This window comes from Microvirga sp. (assembly GCF_014699075.1).
Taxonomy (GTDB): domain Bacteria; phylum Pseudomonadota; class Alphaproteobacteria; order Rhizobiales; family Beijerinckiaceae; genus Microvirga.
In genome coordinates this window covers 1-19162 of sequence record NZ_JACXAB010000026.1, presented here as the reverse complement: position 1 = coordinate 19162, position 19162 = coordinate 1, and the positions used below count along the sequence as shown (strand labels likewise).

20 protein-coding genes and 1 pseudogene are annotated in these 19162 nt (G+C 59.6%); 6 read left to right on the top strand and 15 right to left on the bottom strand.

Annotated elements, in window-relative coordinates; all coding sequences use genetic code 11:
- The 4 genes from urtD to urtA are packed head-to-tail and all read right to left on the bottom strand — an operon-like array spanning window position 1 to window position 4799.
- Window positions 1-753, bottom strand: coding sequence for an urea ABC transporter ATP-binding protein UrtD (gene urtD / locus IC232_RS22660; protein WP_190847223.1), 753 nt, complete (start codon window positions 751-753; stop codon window positions 1-3).
- 3 nt (window positions 754-756) lie between these two features.
- Window positions 757-1893 (bottom strand): urea ABC transporter permease subunit UrtC, encoded by a 1137-nt coding sequence (gene urtC / locus IC232_RS22655; RefSeq protein WP_190847222.1) that lies wholly within the window; start codon window positions 1891-1893, stop codon window positions 757-759.
- Window positions 1890-3482: an urea ABC transporter permease subunit UrtB gene (gene urtB, locus IC232_RS22650; protein WP_190847221.1), complete on the bottom strand. Its 1593-nt coding sequence runs from the start codon at window positions 3480-3482 to the stop codon at window positions 1890-1892. The genes urtC and urtB overlap by 4 nt, the downstream gene beginning before the upstream one ends.
- 60 nt (window positions 3483-3542) lie before the next feature.
- A complete protein-coding gene (gene urtA, locus IC232_RS22645; RefSeq protein WP_246812344.1) occupies window positions 3543-4799 on the bottom strand; it encodes an urea ABC transporter substrate-binding protein in 1257 nt (418 codons plus the stop codon).
- Window positions 4800-5236: 437 nt separating this feature from the next.
- Here urtA and IC232_RS22640 point away from each other — a divergent pair, with 437 nt between their 5' ends.
- Window positions 5237-6232: an aldo/keto reductase gene (locus IC232_RS22640; RefSeq protein ID WP_190847219.1), complete on the top strand. Its 996-nt coding sequence runs from the start codon at window positions 5237-5239 to the stop codon at window positions 6230-6232.
- A 210-nt stretch (window positions 6233-6442) separates the two neighbouring features.
- A complete protein-coding gene (locus IC232_RS22635) occupies window positions 6443-6811 on the top strand; it encodes a hypothetical protein (protein ID WP_190847218.1) in 369 nt (122 codons plus the stop codon).
- 239 nt (window positions 6812-7050) lie between these two features.
- Here IC232_RS22635 and IC232_RS22630 read toward each other — a convergent pair whose 3' ends face one another.
- From IC232_RS22630 to IC232_RS22620, 3 genes and pseudogenes are all read right to left on the bottom strand, one after another.
- A complete protein-coding gene (locus IC232_RS22630) occupies window positions 7051-7638 on the bottom strand; it encodes an IMPACT family protein (RefSeq protein ID WP_190847217.1) in 588 nt (195 codons plus the stop codon).
- A 155-nt stretch (window positions 7639-7793) separates the two neighbouring features.
- Window positions 7794-9493: pseudogene (locus tag IC232_RS22625) on the bottom strand (MFS transporter).
- A 506-nt stretch (window positions 9494-9999) separates the two neighbouring features.
- The gene (locus IC232_RS22620) at window positions 10000-10104 is read right to left on the bottom strand and encodes a helix-turn-helix domain-containing protein (RefSeq protein WP_312895224.1); all 105 of its coding nucleotides are present in this window, start codon (window positions 10102-10104) and stop codon (window positions 10000-10002) included.
- 249 nt (window positions 10105-10353) lie between these two features.
- On the opposite strand from IC232_RS22620, the gene IC232_RS22615 reads away from it, so the two are divergent.
- Together IC232_RS22615 and IC232_RS22610 are read left to right on the top strand one after the other, a co-directional pair.
- The gene (locus IC232_RS22615) at window positions 10354-12195 is read left to right on the top strand and encodes a PHA/PHB synthase family protein (RefSeq protein WP_246812343.1); all 1842 of its coding nucleotides are present in this window, start codon (window positions 10354-10356) and stop codon (window positions 12193-12195) included.
- A gap of 120 nt (window positions 12196-12315) precedes the next feature.
- Entirely contained in the window at window positions 12316-12555 is a 240-nt protein-coding gene (locus tag IC232_RS22610; protein WP_190847215.1) for a DUF6489 family protein, read from the top strand.
- 873 nt (window positions 12556-13428) lie between these two features.
- Here the strand turns inward: IC232_RS22610 and IC232_RS22605 are convergent.
- From IC232_RS22605 to IC232_RS22580, 6 genes are all read right to left on the bottom strand, one after another.
- A complete protein-coding gene (locus IC232_RS22605; RefSeq protein WP_190847214.1) occupies window positions 13429-13623 on the bottom strand; it encodes a hypothetical protein in 195 nt (64 codons plus the stop codon).
- A 118-nt stretch (window positions 13624-13741) separates the two neighbouring features.
- Window positions 13742-14161, bottom strand: coding sequence for a DUF1236 domain-containing protein (locus IC232_RS22600; RefSeq protein WP_190847213.1), 420 nt, complete (start codon window positions 14159-14161; stop codon window positions 13742-13744).
- Between the two features lie 195 nt (window positions 14162-14356).
- Window positions 14357-14512: a hypothetical protein gene (locus tag IC232_RS22595; RefSeq protein WP_190847212.1), complete on the bottom strand. Its 156-nt coding sequence runs from the start codon at window positions 14510-14512 to the stop codon at window positions 14357-14359.
- A gap of 898 nt (window positions 14513-15410) precedes the next feature.
- Window positions 15411-15674: a hypothetical protein gene (locus IC232_RS22590; protein WP_190847211.1), complete on the bottom strand. Its 264-nt coding sequence runs from the start codon at window positions 15672-15674 to the stop codon at window positions 15411-15413.
- A gap of 225 nt (window positions 15675-15899) precedes the next feature.
- Window positions 15900-16151 (bottom strand): DUF6894 family protein, encoded by a 252-nt coding sequence (locus IC232_RS22585; RefSeq protein ID WP_409564955.1) that lies wholly within the window; start codon window positions 16149-16151, stop codon window positions 15900-15902.
- Window positions 16152-16225: 74 nt separating this feature from the next.
- Window positions 16226-16549 (bottom strand): hypothetical protein, encoded by a 324-nt coding sequence (locus tag IC232_RS22580; RefSeq protein ID WP_190847209.1) that lies wholly within the window; start codon window positions 16547-16549, stop codon window positions 16226-16228.
- A gap of 332 nt (window positions 16550-16881) precedes the next feature.
- On the opposite strand from IC232_RS22580, the gene IC232_RS22575 reads away from it, so the two are divergent.
- Window positions 16882-17193 (top strand): hypothetical protein, encoded by a 312-nt coding sequence (locus tag IC232_RS22575; RefSeq protein WP_190847208.1) that lies wholly within the window; start codon window positions 16882-16884, stop codon window positions 17191-17193.
- Window positions 17194-17232: 39 nt separating this feature from the next.
- On the opposite strand, the gene IC232_RS22570 is transcribed toward IC232_RS22575, so the two are convergent.
- Window positions 17233-17631: a cupin domain-containing protein gene (locus IC232_RS22570; protein WP_190847207.1), complete on the bottom strand. Its 399-nt coding sequence runs from the start codon at window positions 17629-17631 to the stop codon at window positions 17233-17235.
- 218 nt (window positions 17632-17849) lie between these two features.
- On the bottom strand, window positions 17850-18176 hold the full coding sequence (locus IC232_RS22565; protein WP_190847206.1) for a hypothetical protein: 327 nt from the start codon (window positions 18174-18176) through the stop codon (window positions 17850-17852).
- Between the two features lie 542 nt (window positions 18177-18718).
- Between IC232_RS22565 and IC232_RS22560 the strand changes: the two genes are divergently transcribed.
- Entirely contained in the window at window positions 18719-18970 is a 252-nt protein-coding gene (locus IC232_RS22560) for a hypothetical protein (protein WP_190847205.1), read from the top strand.
- Window positions 18971-19162 lie beyond the last annotated feature (192 nt).

Genomic DNA, 19162 nt, shown 5'->3' with positions numbered 1-19162 from the left:
TCATCGGCCCAAATAAACTTCCACCACACGCTCATTTGCGCTCACCGCATCGAGCGATCCCTCGGCCAGCACAGATCCTTCGTGCAGGCACGTGACCTTCACGCCGAGATCGCGCACGAAGGTCATGTCGTGCTCGACCACGATCACGGCCTTGCTCCTTGCGATGTCACGGAGAAGGTCGGCGGTGTCGGCGGTTTCCTGGTCCGTCATGCCGGCGGCCGGCTCGTCGATGAGCAGGAGCTTCGGCTCCTGCGCCAGCAGCATGCCGATCTCGAGCCATTGCTTCTGCCCGTGGGACAGCTCGCCCGCCCTACGATGGCGCTGCGCTGTGAGGCGCACCCGCTCCAGGAGAGTGTCGATCCTCTCCCTTTCCTGATTGGCGCGGCGCGAGAGCAGGGTCGCGAGAGGCCCCCGCTTGTTTTTCAGCGCGAGAAGCAGGTTGTCCTCGACCGTATGCATCTCGAAAACCGTCGGCGTCTGAAACTTGCGACCGATGCCGAGTTCGGCGATCGCCGTCTCATCGAGGGCGGTGAGATCATGGGCGCCTTCGAACAAGGCTGTGCCCTCGTTGGGCTGCGTCTTTCCAGTGATCACGTCCATCATGGTCGTCTTGCCGGCCCCGTTTGGGCCGATGATGGCGCGCATCTCCGCATAGTCGATGGTGAGCGACAGAGCGTTCAACGCACGGAAGCCATCGAACGAGACGGTGACGTTGTCGAGATAAAGCAGGGTCGGCGTAACAGGTGCGGTCATTACTCACTCCGCTGCATGGGTGACAGGCTCGGGCGAGCGGCCTGCTAGCAGCCTTCGGCTTGAACGCTCCCAGAGACTCCCAGCTGCCCCGAGGATCCCGCGGGGCATGAAGAGCGTGACGAAGACGAAGAGGCTCCCTAAGGCGAACAGCCAGAACTCCGGCAGCGCGCCGGTGAACCAGGTCTTGCCCGCGTTGACGAGCAGCGCGCCGACGATCGGGCCGGCGAGGGTACCGCGCCCGCCGACCGCGACCCAGATCACCACCTCGATGGAGTTGGCGGGAGCGAACTCGCTCGGGTTGATGATGCCGACCTGGGGCACGTAGAGCCCCCCCGCGACGCCCGCCAGCATGGCGGACAGGGTGAACACGGCGAGCTTGTAGTGCTCGACGCGGTAGCCGAGGAAGCGCGTGCGGCTCTCCGCATCGCGCACGGCCACGAGCACCTTGCCGAACGTAGAGCCCACAACCCAGCGGCACAGCAGATAGCCGCCCGCAAGCGCCAGGACAGAAAGCACGAACAGCACGATCCGCGTCGAGCCCGCCTGAACAGGGAAGCCGAGGATTTCCTTGAAGTCAGTCAACCCGTTGTTGCCGCCCAATCCCATGTCATTGCGGAAGAAGGCCAGCATCAGCGCAAAGGTCATGGCCTGGGTGATGATGGAGAAGTACACGCCCGTAACCCGCGAGCGGAAGGCGAACCAGCCAAAGAACAGGGCGAGCGCTCCAGGCACCAGCAGCACCATCAGCGCAGCGAAGGGGAACCAGTCGAAGCCGTGCCAGAACCAGGGCAGTTCCTTCCAGTTCAGGAACACCATGAAGTCGGGCAGAATTGGGTCGCCATAGACGCCTCGGGACCCGATCTGGCGCATGAGGTACATGCCCATGGCATAGCCACCCAGTGCAAAGAACGCCCCGTGCCCGAGGCTGAGAATGCCGCAGAAACCCCAGATCAGATCGACTGAGAGCGCTAGCAGGGCAAAGCAGACATACTTACCGAGCAAAGGCACTAGATGGTCCGAGAGGTGCAGCGCCGATCCTGGGGGCGCCAGCACGTTCATAGCCGGGACCAGTATGGCGGCAGCGGTGAGGAGCGACAGAACGAGAGTGGTCTGCCGATCGAACAAGGATTGCGTTCTCATGCTTCGACCGCCCTGCCTTTGAGTGCGAAAAGCCCGCGCGGACGCCTCTGGATGAAGACGATGATGGCGATGAGCAGGGCAATCTTGCCCAGCACCGCACCAGCGTAGGGTTCGAGCAGCTTGTTGGCGACGCCGAGTGTCATCGCGCCGACCAGCGTGCCCCACAGGTTCCCAACTCCGCCGAACACGACCACCATGAAGCTGTCGATGATGTAGCCCTGCCCCAGGTTGGGACTGACATTGTCGATCTGGGAGAGCGCGACGCCGGCGATGCCCGCCACGCCCGATCCGAGCCCGAAGGCCAGCGCGTCGATGCGGCTGGTCCGGATGCCCATGGAGCCCGCCATGCGCCGGTTCTGCGTGACGGCGCGCACGTAAAGCCCCAGCGAGGTGTATCGCAGCACGAGGAGCAGAATGGCGAAGACCGCAAAGGCAAAGACCACGATGGCGATGCGATTGTAGGTCAGGCTCATCGCCCCGATGTCCAGTGCTCCGCTCATCCAGGCGGGTGTCCCTACCTCCCGGTTGGTAGGACCGAAGATCGTGCGCACGCCCTGCTGCAGGATGAGGGAGATTCCCCACGTGGCGAGCAAGGTTTCCAAAGGACGCCCATAAAGGAACCTGATGACTGTTCTTTCAATGAACACGCCGACCAAACCTGCAACCAGAAATGCAAGCGGCAGTGCGATGAGAAGCGAGGCCCCGAACAGACCAGGGAAGTAGATGCGGATGACTTCCTGCACCATGAATGTGGTGTAGGCTCCCAGCATCACCATCTCGCCATGAGCCATGTTGATCACGCCCATGGTGCCGAATGTGATGGCAAGGCCGATGGCTGCCAGCAGCAGGACGGACCCAAGGGAGATGCCGTACCAGACGTTCTGGACTGCTTCCCAGAACGCGAGGCGAGTCTGGATGCCGTCGGTCGCTTTCCCCGCAGCGGCTATAACTTCAGGCGTTGCGTGGGACGGCAGGTTGGACAAGAGAGCGAGAGCTTCCTGATCACCTCGAGCCTGCAGGATTTCGATGGCAGCGAGCCTCTGCGCGGGCAGGGCATCCTGCTTGCTCAGGAGGATGGCAGCGCGGGCGCTCTCGAGGGCATTTCGGACATGCGGCTGGCCCTCCTGCGCAATGGCTTTCTCCAGCGTCGGAAGGGCTGCCTCATCCCGGGAGCGGAACACGGCGCGCGCAGCCTCCAAGCGCTTCGCCGCATCGGAGCTGAGCAATGTGAGACTGCCGAGCGCAGCCTCGATGGCGCGGCGCACCCGGTTGTTGACGCGGACCGGCTTCAGCTCGCCAGTTTGGTTGCCCCATGCTTGACCCGTGGCTGCATTGACGAGTTCTCCAGAGGCCCGACGAACGAAGACCTGTCCGGACCCGACAAGAAGCCGCCCGTCGCGCAGGGCCTCGACGACGTCGATAGACAGAGGGTTGCCGCTGCCAGCGACGGCACCGATGGCGGCGTCCGTATCAGCATAGCTGTCATTGGCGAATTTGGGCAGCGACTCCTCGTAAGGTCCCGCCAAGGCGGCGGAGGCCATGCCAAGCAGCAGAACGAGAGCCCGCAGGATATTGCGCAAGAAAATCATGAAATAGACTTTGACCGGAGGGGAGTGAGGGCAGCAGCAGCCGCCCTCATCTTTGAACGGCTAGGAACCGCACTTCTTCGTCACGGTGTTGTAGTTGCCGCACTTGACGGTCTGCCAGTCGGCGATGAGGTCCTTCGAACCCTCCAAGTGCTTCGACCAGGCATCGCCCGCTACCAGATCATCGGTTTGCCAGACGGTGTCGAACTGACCGTCCTCCTTGATCTCGCCGATCAGCACCGGCTTGGTGATGTGGTGGTTTGGGAGCATCTCCGAGACGCCGCCGGTGAGGTTCGGAACCTTGATGCCGACGATGGCGTCGATCACCTTGTCCGGATCCGTCGTGCCGGCTTTCTCGACGGCCTTCACCCACATGTTGAAACCGATCACATGGGCTTCCATCGGATCGTTCGAGACGCGCTTCGGATTCTTGGTGTAGGCCTTCCACTTCTCAATAAAAGCTTTGTTCTCGGGAGTATCGACCGACTGGAAGTAATTCCAGGCTGCGAGGTGTCCAACGAGGGGCTTCGTGTCGATGCCTGCGAGTTCCTCTTCACCGACTGAGAAAGCTACGACCGGAATATCGGTCGCCTTTACCCCCTGGTTGGCGAGCTCCTTGTAGAACGGCACGTTGGCGTCGCCATTAATTGTGGAGACGACTGCCGTTTTCTTGCCGGAGGAGCCGAACTTCTTGATGTCGGCAACGACGGTCTGCCAGTCGGAATGCCCGAACGGCGTATAGCTGATCATGATGTCCTCGGCCTTCACGCCCTTGGACTTCAGATAGGCCTCCAGGATCTTGTTGGTGGTGCGGGGATAGACGTAGTCCGTTCCGGCCAGAACCCAGCGCTCGACCTTCTCCTCCTTAGCGAGGTAGTCGACGGCCGGGATTGCCTGCTGGTTCGGGGCAGCGCCCGTATAGAATACGTTCCGCTCGCTCTCCTCGCCCTCGTATTGGACCGGGTAGAACAGGATGCTGTTGAGTTCCTTGAGGACCGGCAGCACGGACTTGCGGGAGACGGAGGTCCAAGCGCCGAAGACGGCGGAAACCTTGTGCTGGCTGATGAGCTCACGGGCCTTCTCGGCGAAGAGCGGCCAGTTGGAAGCCGGATCGACGACAACTGCCTCAAGTTTCTTGCCAAGCAGTCCGCCTTTCTTGTTCTGCTCCTCGACGAGCATCAGCATGACATCCTTCAGGGTGGTCTCGCTGATGTCCATCGTGCCCGACAATGAGTGGAGAACCCCTACCTTGATCGTTTCCTCTGCTTTTGCGGTTCCCGCCGTGGCGCCCGAAACCAGAGCCGCTGCTGCCAGCGCCATCAGGCTTCTCCGCGTCATGTTGAATATCGACATAGGTTCTTCTCCCTTGCCTGCCCTGGTTCAGGTGCAGCATGGGACTACAAGCAAGAACCGTGCCAATGTTGTTGGTGGGACTGACGCCCAGTGACCGCCGATGAAGGTATGGGATGGCGCAACCCAGGCGTTTGCTTAGAAAAGCAGCGAAAGATTAGAAAAGCAGCGAAAGATTAGATCCGAGGCAGAGAATAAGTTTAGGCGGCTGGTGAGAGGTCCAGTTCGTTTCAACTTGAGCCTTTAGGAATGGCCGTGAAAGGGTTCGCTCCCCCGCAGGTCCAGACGTTCGGTTTGCTTTCTGGAGGGCTGAGGATCTGCCAATTGGGTTGATTTTTCTTGATCTCACCAACCGCACCGAGGAACTTCTGTATGGCTCCATGGTGTGAAACAGAAGGGATCACCTGATGAAGACGCGCAAACTTGGTCCTCACCTCGCCGTTTCGACAGTCGGGCTCGGCTGCATGGGGATGAGCCACGCCTATGGTGGCCAGGACGAGCAGGAATCCATCCGCACGCTTCATCGGGCCATCGCTCTTGGCGTCACCTTCTTCGACACGGCCGAGGTCTATGGCCCGTTCGAAAACGAAATCCTGGTGGGCAAGGCGCTGAAACCCTACCGGGACAAGGTGGTGATTGCCACCAAGTTCGGCTTTCGGATCGACACGAGCAAGAGCGGCGCGGGCGCCATGTCCGGGCTCGACAGCCGACCGGAGCATGTCCGCGAAGTGGCCGAGGCGTCGTTGAAGCGGCTCGGGGTCGAGGTGATCGACCTTCTCTACCAGCACCGCGTCGACCCGCAGGTGCCAATCGAGGAGGCCGTCGGGGCGATGGCGGACCTTGTGAAGGAAGGCAAAGTGCGCGCGCTCGGCCTTTCCGAGGCGGGGGCCGCCCATATCCGCCGGGCTCACGCTGTCCATCCGATTTCCGCTCTTCAGAGCGAATACTCGCTCTGGACCCGCGATCCGGAAGGCGAAATCCTCGACACCTGTCGCGACCTTGGGATTGGCTTTGTGCCATTCAGCCCCCTCGGCCGCGGCTTCCTGACAGGCAAGATCCAGAAACCGGAGGATTTCGGTTCCGAGGACTTCCGGCGGACGCTTCCGCGCTTCAGTCCCGAGAACATGGCCGCGAACGCCTCGCTCGTGAAATTGCTGGAGGAAATGGCGGCGTCAAAGGGCGTGACAGCTGCACAGCTCGCGCTTGCCTGGGTTCTCCACCAAGGGGATTTCATCGTGCCCATTCCCGGAGCTCGGAAGATCGCGCATCTGGAGCAGAACGTCGCCGCTGCGGAGATTACGCTTTCGTCGGACGAGTTGAAGACGCTCGGCGACATGCTCGCGCCTGAAAAGTTTGCTGGCAAGCGCTATGGCGATGCAGCCATGTCGCTGACAAAAAGGTGAGCCGGGGCACTCATCCCTTCACGATGCAGGTGTTCGCCATTCACATCTTTTAAGGCCAATGGGTCAAACTCAGTCCGATGCGAAACCTGCTGTGAAGATATGGTGGGAGGCAGACGAGAGGAGCCGCGGCAATGCGCGCCGTTGCTCCGTGGCTGCGCCAAAGGCACGAATCAGCAGAAGGCGCACAAAGTCGCCTCTGGGGCAATCCACATGCACACCATTGCCGTGTACGGCACAATCGATCACCTCGATCTGAAACCGGTTGAGGTCTGCACATTTGCGGAACTTTTCTATCGGGCTACGTTACAGATTCGGATGGCCGGCTACAGTGACGAACGCACCGTTGGCGTGATCCAGAGCAGCGGGCCAGGTCACCAAGTCTGGTATCCCAGCGTCTCCTTCAGGCTCATGGACGAGATCATCACCTATGCCCTGAGCCCCTTGAGTGCAGCCTCTCTGGCGGTTGAGATGGAGCGTCGGGCGGCCACATCGGCCATTATTGGATGCACGGCCTCGGCGGCTTTCTTTCGCTTTTTTGCCAGTGAACTGCCCGGCATGATCCACTTTTGCGGAACGTAAGAACGCGTCCGGTTCTCCACGCAGTCGGAAGAGCAAGAGCCTTACCGTCATCCCTATCGCAGGGCACGCCTCAGCTAGGACCCACGGTCTCGGCTCACATTAAGGTAAGTTCCCGTATTGCACCGGATAAACTGGGGGACGCCTCCTGCCCGGACATGGAACACCTTCAGCCCGCGCCTGACGTCCCCACCCGTTCGCAATCAGTTCCACACTGACGAGGGACAATGACAGGAGTGCGGTCATTCCTTCACCGCTACCGACGCACCTTCCCTTGTAATGTCGGTGATCATCTGGATGATGAGCTGGGCGGCTGCTTTCGGAAGATCCGCTGTTATGGTCACGCCTGCTTCCGTGAAGCTCTCGTTGCGGATCTGAACACCCGAGGCACTGGAAAGCCGGGCCTTGACCAGCGCCAGGTCGGAGAACGGAACGAAGATGGTGGCTTCCTGTACCGGGACGATTTCAATGCGCTTGGCAGCGCGCAGACAGGCCGCTGCGGTCCCGCCGTAGGCACGACCAAGACCGCCGCTGCCGAGCAGCACCCCGCCAAACCACCGCAATACGACCACCGCGACATAGTCGAGCTCGAGCCGATCGATGGCCTGCAGGATTGGCTTGCCGGCAGTGCCACTGGGCTCACCATCGTCGCTGAACCGGTAGGTCTGACTAACCCGCCAAGCCCAGCAGTTATGATTGGCGTTCGGATCGGAATGGGCGGCCATGAACGTCTTGGCCTCCTGCTCACTTGCAACTGGACCCGCCACGGCGATGAACCGGCTTTTCTTGATGCTCTGCTCAAGCGACGTGATGTGCTCCAATGTAAACATGAATCCCTGCCTTACACCCATCATGCTGACCGGGTAAGCCGGGAGCTCAGTTGAGGTCGGTCACGATTCGGGTCTGTAGTGCCCAAAGACTTACCCGCGAATGCAACCGGAAAGGCTTTCCCGCCTGGGCAACTTGGAACTGCTATGACATCTTCCTAGGATGTCCGTGTCGGGTCGGTCAGCGGGTCAGCCAGATCATGGACGCGATGCCCCAGATCAGACGTCAGACCACCCGTTTGCCGCTCGATCATGCGTCGCACGCGCGGCCGACCTGGTCCCTGATGCAGCGCTCGGAGCCGTTCTCCCACGGCCGCGTCCGCCTGGGTGATGCGTTGGTTGTGCCGCACGTAGTCCAGCCAAGTCGGGTTGTGGTAGCGCTCGATCCAGATCTCAGGGTTCTCCAGATCGCGTAGCAGCGTCCAATGACGCGCCCCGTCCCGGCGCCGAATCCGCCGCCGCTCTTCCATCACGGCGAGGAAGGCCACCATATCGGCTTCCCGGATCGCGTACTCGATCGTGATCACGACTAGGCCGCTCCGCGGTAGAATGTCCACCGCAATGTCAGGCTCTCTCCATCGCTCCAGGGGATCAAGGTTCAGCGTCTTCATCTCGGGCAAGGGGAGCCATAGGCCCAGGGCAGCTCCGGCAACCAGCACCCCTGCCGACATCAGCAGAGCATCCGCCGTCCCATATGCCTCAGCCGCTACGCCCCAGAGCCAGCTGCCAAAGGCCATGCCGCCGAAGGTCGCCATCTGGTACCGCGCGAGGGCACGGCCCACGACCCAGCGGGGCGAGGACAGCTGCACGGTGGCGTTGAAGCTCGAGAGCGCCAGCACCCAGCTAGCCCCACCTAGAGCCATGGCGACGATCGTCAGGATTGCGAAGGAGCTCAATTCCGCGGCCACCGCGCAGATGGCGAAGCTGAGGAAGGCAATCCGCAACAGAGCCTCAAGGGACAGGGCCTGCCTCAGACGGGTACTCGAGAGGGCTCCACCGACCGCCCCGGCGCCGAAGGCCCCGAGCAGGAGGCCAAAGGTGAGCGGACCACCCTGGATCAGGTCGCGGGCAATGAGCGGCATCAGCGCCTGGACGGCAATGGCCGTGATGCCGAACACGGCTCCCCGCAGGAGCACCACACCAAGATTGGGCGACATGGCCACATAGCGGATCCCGGCTGCCATGGCAGACCCGAGCGTTTCGGGCGTCAAAGCCCTGGGCGGGCGGGGAGGCTGCCAGCGCGCCAGGACGACAATCAGACCGAGATAGCTGACGGCATTGACGGCAAAGGCCGCGAAGGCGCCCACAGTTGCGACGATGAGGCCACCGAGGCCGGCCCGACACTGCGGGCAATGTTGAAGCCCATGCTGTTGAGGGCGATCGCAGCCGGCAGGTCGGAGCGGGGCACCATCTCACCCACCAGCGACTGCCAGGTGGGTCCGTTGAAGGCGGTGCCGCAGCCGACCAGGAAGGTGAATGCCAGCAGGAGCCAGGGCTTCACGAGACCGAAGTAGGCGCACAGCGTCAGGGCGATCGAGACCGCCAGAAGGAAGAGCTGGGAGGTGAGCATCAGCTTGCGCCGGTCGAAGTTGTCGGCGATGGCACCGGCCATAAGTGAGAACAGCATAATCGGCAGCGTCGTCGAGGCCTGCACCAGGGCAATGAGATCGACCGATGCACCGATCGATGTCATCAGCCAGGCCGCACCCACCGACTGGATCAGCCCGCCGAAGTTGGAAGCAAGGCTGGCAATCCAGACAGCGAGGAAGATGCGATGCCGGAACGGCGCCAAAGCGGATGCTTGCCTGTGTGATCCTTCAGCGTCTTTTTCCCGAGGTGACGTGTGGGCTAGAGTCAGCCCAGGGCGACTAGGTAGGGCCAGCAGGGCTACGTGCTAGGGTAAAGACGAAGTCGCCGAACAGGGCTGGGCCCAAGGTGGTTTCTGCGTTCAAGGCTTTGATGTCAAAGGAGCCCTGCTCCCCCCTCTGCCGCGATGCTCAACAATCTTGCAAGGCTGAGGCGGCATGGATGCTGCCATATCTCTTGGCTGACACGGCTCTTCCGGCTGTGTTCTTCGCTGCACAAGCCTATGGATGCGCGCCAGAGCATCCTGAACTTCTGGACGAGTGGAAACCTCCTGAGCCGAGAACTCATGCCGGCACAGGCGGCAGGTCAGATCTGCGCCGAACCGCAGCTTCCGTAGTCGGACTTTGAACATCTGGTGGCACTGAGGACAGGCCAGACTGATCCGTGTGCTTCCGTGATCCTCAAACAAGTGGCCTTCTCCGGTTAAGGTTCGTGAAGAAGCCCTGAAGCATGGCAGTAAGGCAACAACGGGGCGTCACCTTCGTAGCCAGAGAGGCCCTACACGATGCTCCAGGCGCGGTAGCGGGTTCGGCCGGTGAACTCGCACGGGAGGGCGCCGCCGAGCTGCACCAGCATCAAGTTGATGGCCTTGGGCGTGGTGATCGGAGCCGGTTGGATTCATCCCTCGGCTCATCCGCTTTCGCTTGGTTCACCTACCACACCTCGCTGGCAGAGCAGGCAGTGGCACCTAGATGCTTACGCAAGGCAGAGATTTACCTGAGATCAGCAGCTACAGAAACGCGGAGGGCGCTCATGACAGGGCAGGATGCGGATAAAGTCCAAGGGCAGATAGGCAGAAACATGCCCGGGCCCGATGTGATGCTGAGGCTTTGGGCCTCCTGGATGGACCAGATGTCCACCCCAGCTAAGGCGTTGGCTGACCCAGGGACTGCGTGGTGGCAGATGACAACGGACAACCCTGTTTCGAGTCTGATCGACGGAGGTGTCGATCAACTCCAGAGGAGCCTGTCACAGGATCCTACTCTTCGCTCCATCGACCAGATGTGGAACGCCAATCCTCTGCGCGAGGTCGTGCCTGTCGACTGGGCTGAGATCGCCCGGGCTCTGCGTATAGTCTGGTTGCGCTCACTGAGAAAACCAGGCACAGCCTTGGACGTCGTGGACCTCAACCAAGACCTATGGCGCTCCGCGCTCGACGTGTGGCACGAAGCAGGGCAGCGCTGGCTTGGTCTTGCCGGCTCATCGTCAGCCGAAAGACCAGCTTCTGCCACAGACAAGCGGTTCGCTGCTCATGAATGGCACGCCAACCCTGTTTATCGCACTCTCCAGCAGATCTATCTGCTCGCGTCCGATTGGCTACTGCAGCAGGGCGGTGTGGAGGGCATGGACGAGGTCGAGCAGCAGCGCATCAACTTCCATCTGCGCCAGTTCGTGGATGCCATGAGCCCTGCCCTGATCCTGTTGTCGAACCCTGTCGCTCTTCAACGAGCCGTCGAGACCGGAGGAACCAGTATTGCAGCCGGGGCCGCCAACCTGGCCGCCGATCTCCAGGCCGGGCGCCTGAGCATGGTCGACACCGAGGCTTTTGCGCCAGGCAAGAACCTTGCCCTCACGCCCGGAAAGGTGGTCCATCGCAATCGCCTGATGGAGCTGATCCAGTATGCGCCCAAAACGGCGAAGGTTCACAAGACGCCGCTGCTGATCCTGCCACCCTGGATCAACAAGTACTACATCCTCGACATGCAGCCGAAGAACAGCCTCGTGCGCTATCTGGTAGAGCAAGGGTTCACGGTCTTTCTGGTCTCCTGGAAGAACCCGGACGCTTCCATGGATGAGATCGGCATTGAGGACTACATGGACCTCGGACCGCTGGAAGCCAGCGATGTGGTGCGCGAGATCACCGGCAGCCCTACCGTCAATGCTATGGGCTACTGCATCGGTGGGACGCTGCTGACGATGACGCTGGCGGTCCTCGCGGCCAAGGGCGACAAACGCTTCAACTCGGCCAGCTTCATGGTCTCCCTGCAGGACTTCTCGCGCGTGGGCGATACAGCCGTCTTCATGGACGAGCCAGGGGTCGATCTGATCGAGCAGCAGATGATGGAGCGCGGCTACCTCGACAGCCGCGAGATGTCGAACATGTTCAACCTGCTGCGCTCGAACGATCTGATCTGGGCCAACGTGGTCAACAACTACCTGATGGGCAGCAAGCCGCCGGCTTTTGATCTGCTGTACTGGAACAGCGACGGCACCCGGATGGCCCGCGCCGCCCACAGCTGGTACCTGCGCAACACCTATGTTGAGAACAACCTGATCGAGCCAGGCAAGATCACGCTCAAGGGCGAGGTGCTTGATCTCGGCCGCATCGGCCAGGACACCTATGCCGTAGGAGCAGAGAAGGACCACATCGTGCCGTGGGATGCAGCCTGGCGCATTACTCAGCTGTTCGGCGGAGACGTGCGGTTCGTCCGTGCCTCCAGCGGCCATATTGCCGGGATCATCAACCCACCAGGTGGCAAGGGAACCTACTGGACGCGGGAGGCTGGCGACGGGGCAGCGAGCAGCCCCGATCAGTGGCTGCAGAGCGCCAGCCGCCATGAGGGGAGCTGGTGGCCGGATTGGACCGCCTGGCTTTCGGACCGCTCAGGCCGAAAGAGCGCGCTGCCCCCGATGGGCAGCGCGAAGCACCCACCCCTGCTGGATGCACCCGGCATGTATGTGATGGAAAAGTAGGATGGCCGAGGTCAATCCAAGTAGCAGTCGTACTGCGTAGCCCCGTTTGTTTGAGCTCAGCCGCGATATAAAAGACCACCGTTCGGCAGCCCATCTGTTGATGCTGGAGCAGGATGTCAGATGAAGATCACCATGGACGTTGAGTGCACGCCTGAAGAGGCACGGGCCTTTCTAGGCCTGCCGGATGTGAAACCCATGCAGGAGCAGCTCATGCGAGAGGTGCAGGAACGCATGACGGCGAACATCAGGGCCATGGAGCCTGAAGCCATGCTGAGGACCTGGCTACCCGCTACCCTCAAAGGGTTTGAGCAGATGCAGGAGATCTTTATGTCCCAGATGACCGGGACGAAACGAGAGTAAGCGAAGCGACGTGCTGAACTGCCAACGCCGGAGCGGTGCCCGACCGGCTTAACGTTCAGATCCCAAGCGGCAAGATAGTAGGCCCAAACGAAGGCCTTATGCCCCGCTCTGATGAGCACTACTTCCTTAATTGGATATTGTGCGTTGCACAAATTTGTCGCAGACTGCCCGGCTCGAAAGCGTATCCATACGCGCTTGTCTCACCTCAACCAGCAGTAATCGCTGGGGAAAGGAAGAACCACATGCGCCAGAGGTTCTGTCCACAGTGTTCCTGCGACGCAGCATCCGTTCTGAGCTTTGCCACGAGGGACCTTGGCTTCATCGCTGCTGTTCAGTGCCACGTCTGCGGCTTCGAGAAGCCCACTGACCGTGGCTTTGAGGACGAGCAGACCGCCCGCGAGGCCGCAATCCACGCCTGGTTTGAGGGAACAGAACCCCTCCCCTCACCTCCTTATGTGTGACCTCAGCGCTTATCTCCTGTCGGCATCGTCAATTTAACGACTTGAGGTCGGTCTGCCGCTCTTGGTTCGTCAGATCAGAAGCCAGCGGCGATGCCAGTCGTCTCAGCCCAAGCCTGAAAGGCCCGCGCGCGTGCACAGCGATGATCAGCGGCATTGGTGTTGGCGGGACGGCGGAAGAGATTATCGGTCACTCTCCAGTTAAATTGACGATGCCGCTGTAGGAGGCTCATCCCTGAAGCCAAGTAGCCGCTTGAACAAGCCTCAGCCCACCGAATGGAACTAACATACATCAACGCGGGCTGACCCAAGTGGTTCTGCCGTTGGATGCCGTGTCGGCCTCCCACTTGCGCCGTACCAGAGCGGATATCCCAGCCACAAGGGAATGGCCGGTCGTGCAGTGCCCCTTCGCCGATCAACGTGGCACAGTCATATGGTCAGCCGACGTTGGTTGTTGTGATGGCAGCTCTGAAGCGATCTCCGCTGTAATGCGTGAGGCGTCCAACTCCCACGCAAAGCCTAGAACGACACCGAGCAAGATCCCAAGAATGGTGAGGTCGAGCGCCACCATCAGCGGGATCACGATAGACTTGATTTCGTAAGTGTCCATTGAGCGCCCCTAAAGCGTAGCTATAGGTAAACGCTGGAGGTGCTCCTGATATTCCCGCTTGGCGTATCGAAGAAATGGGCGACCACTCGGGCCGCCCTCCTTCTCGCCTCAAGACCGATCAATCAATGACCTGAATGACTCGGCGGGTCTGCGGGTCAACCAGGACAGTGCGCTCGTTCAGGACTGAGTACTGATGCTGGGTGTTCACGCCCACATCCGCAGGAACCGGGTAAGAGCTCACCGTTCGTGGCATCGGCGTTCCCACGACGACCTGGTCCTGAACATACGCAGATGGGGTTCCTTGCGTCACAACGTATTGCTGAACCCGAGCAGTCTGAGGGCCCGAAAGAGTCCCACCAGCAATGGCACCAATGGCTCCACCGATAGCTGCGCCAACGGGCCCCCCAACAATTGCGCCGGCTACAGCACCGGTCGCGAGACCCGCGCCAGCACCAGCGGCCTCATGGGCCGTCTGAGCGTGAGCACCAAGAGGAAGAGCGACAGTCGCTAGAAGAGCAGCAGAAAAAATAACTCGCATCGAATGACCTCATTGATCTATGGAGGTCAAACGCAAGGATGCTTGAGATCGTTCCTGTTATGACAACTCTGCTTGACGACCTTGTCTTCAGACAATGATAACGTTTGTTAAATTAGTCAGTCCGGGAGCAGCATACTGCTATTCCTGTTGCTGATAGGCACTCGCGTAGGGGAATTTATACTTCAGCAGAGGCTCTCACCGTGAGATCTGCCTGGATAGCTGAGCAGTGGCTAGGGATGGCGACCACACGGCACTCAGAATCGGCTGGGCGACAATGGCAACAAGCAGCCCGAAGGACGCTACGGCGAGCCCGATGCAGCCGCACAAATGGAGACGCTTCTTGTCGGGCATGGCTACCCTCCTGAGCATCGATGACGGGAGGTAACGCTTGAACTTCAGGCCGGTTGCGGCTCCGGTGTGGGGACCTTGAGCAGTAAGTCACGGCGATTATACCCGTCTCCAAGCGTCTCCTGCATTCCATGAAGGACCTCCGTTGCGGACGCTGGGTCTTACGCTTCCCAAGCCAATTCTTGGATACGCGTGATTTGGTCGGAGATGCGCTGCTTGAGGTCGGCAATTTAATGGGTGAGTCTTCTCAGTTCCTCCTGCTGATTGAAAGCAGTGTCACTCGCCCTGCGTATATGGCCGAGCAGGTCTTGTCCAAGCTTGAGCATATCGCGGCATAGCGGCTCAAATCGCTAAAACCAAGCCTTGCGCCCTTAAGGCTGTCGTTCAATCCCAGGCAAAGCCCAAATAAAAGGCCAGCAGCACCGCGAGGATGGTGAAGCCAAGGGCTGCCAACAGCGGGATCACAAAAGAGTTGAGGTTGTGGATGTCCATGGGAAGCCTCCCTGGCAACCCACTAAGACAACGCTGGAGGGCTCATAAGGTCTCAGGAGCAGGAATCTACAAGGTGCTGAACCAGTGAGGAGCAGTCACACCTTACGCAGTACCAATCAGCAGCCACCGTGACCCTCAGATGCTGAGCCGCTACACCCGCCTGAGGCCGGGAAATGTCGCTGAGAAGTTGGCGAAGGTTACGGCTGGCTGGAGGCCAAAAGAAAGGAGCCTGATGGTGGGTATCCGTCAGGCTCAAGTTCAACAGAAAGGGACACCCAGAACGCTACTGAACCAAGAACCACGCTTGTCCTGAGGTCTTCCTCCTGCTCTCTGCACAGGCATGATCAGGCTCAGCGACAGATTTCCTTACGCACCTGAACCCTCTCGCCCCAGCGGTTCACCCGCTCGTTTATGATGATCTTGCAGCCTCTTTGATGGTGCCAACGCGGCCCAGCGAACACAGGCCGATGCCATTCGTGCCGCTCCACCACTGGGATACCTCGGTAGCCACCATGGTGGTGCCTTCTCTCACGCCACTCAGGAACAGGGCGACCATAGTAGCTATCCGGATCACGATGCCCGTATCTGTGTTCGTCGTACCTATGGCCAACAAACCCACCACCGTATTCTGCAATCCGCTGAGGCCGCCCAGCATCATTGGTGCGGATTGCAACCGTGACTTCCGACGCCTGAGCGGCACCCCCAAGTGCAAGAGCCGCAAAAGCAACGAGAACAAACTTGCTCCAACCGAAGCTCATAAGAACCCTCCTCACAGGGCTGAACTCGGACTGAGCCACCCCATAGCCCAAGAGGATGCACCCGGTCGGTTGAAGCAGAGCCAAACGGCTTCGACAGCGATTGTTCATGATCGCTAGAGGGGTGGTATGCCTGACGTCTATTAGGACTTAAGTTCCTGGGCCTCTCTGAACGGCACTGTCAGGACGGTCTGGCCGCTCTCGTCGTCAATCTCGACCACGAAGTCATTCTGCTGCTCGGCCGACAAATCATTCCAGTAGGGCACGACTTCAATAAAGACCTGCGCCACCCTCAAGGCGACCTTTCGGGCAGCTTCGACATCGAGCAAGTTTTGGCTCTTGGGATACCTGATCCGACGGTGCTGATCGGAAATGAAGAGCTTGTACTGGGGCATGGTTAAGAGGAATATTAGCCAAGCTCTCGTCGCCGACAATCCTCACTTAGGGATTACTTCCACGCCACAGGTATTTAGTTCATCCACTTACGCGCTAGTTGCCCTTCCTGCATCAGCTCCCTCTCATAAGCCAAAGCAACTCTCAGCGCACACCATCGTTCTTCCGCCTCGGTGAGCGTGGAGGCTGCTTGCTCATATCGAGCCAGGGCTGCCTCTTCCTTGGTGAACAGGGGATCAAGTGGTCCGAATGACTGCTCTCGGCAGGCATGATCCAGGGCTTGCTCCAATTCTTCGCGTATGCTCGCTAAACCTTGTGCAGCCTGACGGCACCCGAGCTCAGCCTCCTCAAGCTCACGGGTAGCTTCACGAAAAGCTTCAAGGCAGATGAGATTGGTCACATCCCCAAGGCTGTTCTCCTATCAGAGAGAATTCAGCCTAACATCTTCCTGGAGGGGGTGCCTTTACATCGATCTCCTTTGATCTTCTTGGCTGATGCTATTGAGGGGTACACGCAGCGTGATAAAGGCTCAACATTTCAGTAAATCTTCCTATAATAAGAAAACCATCAAAAGGTTATTCCTCAACTATTGTCTTTTCTTGCAAACAGAAATGTGCAATTTTCATGGCGGAACTTGTTTTCGCCACAAAGCGTTGACCGCCAAAGACAGTTAAACTTATCAATCATGCCTCAGATTCGTCGCTCGACGGATGAAAGCTAACGAATAACAACATGAACAACTCCCTCAATGGTGAAGCTCGCCTTGGATTTTCTGCGCCCGAGGACCGAGTCGTCTCACTCAATGTTCCCCTCGCAATTCAAGACGGGCAGAACAGCTCTCATCACTCCTTTGACATCGAGTATGACTCAGAGCAGCCAGACAAGCTGACAATCCGCCTTCTTGAGCTAGACGAGCATCGTTTCATCAGAACTGCACAACAAAGCGCCTCGTTCCCGGTTGATCTACTGGCTGATCTGGTCAGCAGAAGGAAGGCCACACCGGAAGAAGTCGCCGAGTGGAAAAGTATCGCTGATGAGGATTGATCCACCCTTCTAAGCGTAAGCGCAGCGCGACCTGATGGCCTATTGCCCCTGCACGGGGTGGATCAGGGGCTTGCCTTTTTCAACGATGAACGCGTTGATCATCTTGGTCGTGCTCTGAGCTGCATTCTTGCCCTGGTGAACCACACTCGCTGGTACAGACCAGGACTCGCCCACATTCATCGTCTTCCATTCGCCGTCACCCTGTTTGACGGTATAGGAACCCTCAAGGACAGTTCCATGTTCATCACCCAGGTGGGTATGCACGGGTGTCCCGGTTCCAGCGGGCCACTCGATGCTGACCAGGAGAAACTCCTTGTCCGGCTGCCCTGTCACAGGGGACCTAACCAGAGTGGTCAACTTCGGGGCAGGCGGCTGCTGGGCGTGAGCCACCTGCAACACAAACAAAATGCCAAGTCCGAGTGCACATGCCGTTTTCATCGCCCTCTCCCGTGCGACAAGGCATCGTCTCCTCGTGGAAAGCTTCAGGCAATTTCAATAATGCGCTGCCGGTATCCTGCCGAGGATGCTTAAAGGGGGTACGGCACGGCCCAAGCACCGGCTCCGTGCATGAGACCATCGTCCGCGAATGCCGTAAGCCCCTGTATGGAACCGCTCAGCATGGCCCTCGATTAGAGTGGTGAAGGCTTGAAGGATCATCAAACACCGGCGCACCTATGCCATTGAGCCAGACCCCCATCGTTGAATGGCCAGCAGAACTCTATCACCTTCTGCAGGGTATTCAGATTGTTACCGGCGCTGATGGCAATCGCTATGGTCGCATCGATGCCGACGTGGATCGGGAGACCCTGTTCCAGCTCAACGACTTCGAGGCACGGGTGCGGCACCGCCGGGTACGGCTCAGACTGACTGACAATGCCGAAGAGTGCCTCGTGGGCGAGATGAACCCATTGGTTGGCCTCGGAGCGGCCGCCGACCCAACCCAGCACATTGGCAAAGTCCGTCTCAGCTTTCACGATGTCCAAGATGATAGCTGCATCGATCCATCACCTCTGCACGCCGCCTCACAATTAACATAGATCAACCTATACTTCTGGGTGCTCGCCCAAGGCTCGGAAGCCACAATCCCGAGCGTTTTGGAGTGACGCAAATGCGCAATCACTTCAGCGAATGCTGGGGAGGCCCGATCCGTGGCCTCCGTCTCCCTCTCGTCATGTGGAACACCTTGAGGGACGAAGGCATAACAACCCTCGACCAGCTCAGGGCCGTGTCAGATCAGCTCGAACGACTGCCCCGCATTGGGCCAAAGCTGGCTCAAATAACGCGAGAAGAACTCGCTCGTGCATCAGGTTCTGAAGAGAACTCGCTGGGATAGAGCTGAAGCCGTGGCTCGCGGATGGCAGTGATGGAACCGGGAGCAATCCTGGGGGCACTCGCCGCTGTCGTAGGATCGCTATCCTTCGGGGTAGCCGCCTACCCTGAGTAGACGGCAGGCTGTCCTTTTCAGTCAGCCAGTCCGGCGAGGGGCATGTTAGGGTTGGCCTGCCCACCTCAGGGGGAGGCGACAATGCACATGACGCACACCGAGCGTTTCGTCGTGTTCCAAGTTCAGAATGAGTGGTTGGTCACCTATGGGGATCGCACCCGGATGTCGTACCTCACGCGTGAGGAAGCCGAGACGTCCGCCTTCAATGCCGCCGATGCCTTGGCCTCTCAGGGCCACGCCGTTTCTGTGCTGATCATGCCAGACGGTCCGGATGCCAGTGGGCAGCACCTTATGATCCTCTCCGGGCGCAGCACTCAGGCTCAACCAAACTAAAGTTCTTCTGCGTGTGACACTTGAGACCCTGTGACACGAGCAGTTTCAAAGACTTAGCTAGAGCATCGGACCGGAACTAGGACTCTACGGCTTCTGCGCGGGCTGGAGTTGTGACTCACTGCCTGGAACGGGAGGTGGATCATGGGTCATTGCTATTCTCTCGATCTTCGGGTGCGGGTGGCTGACTTTGTC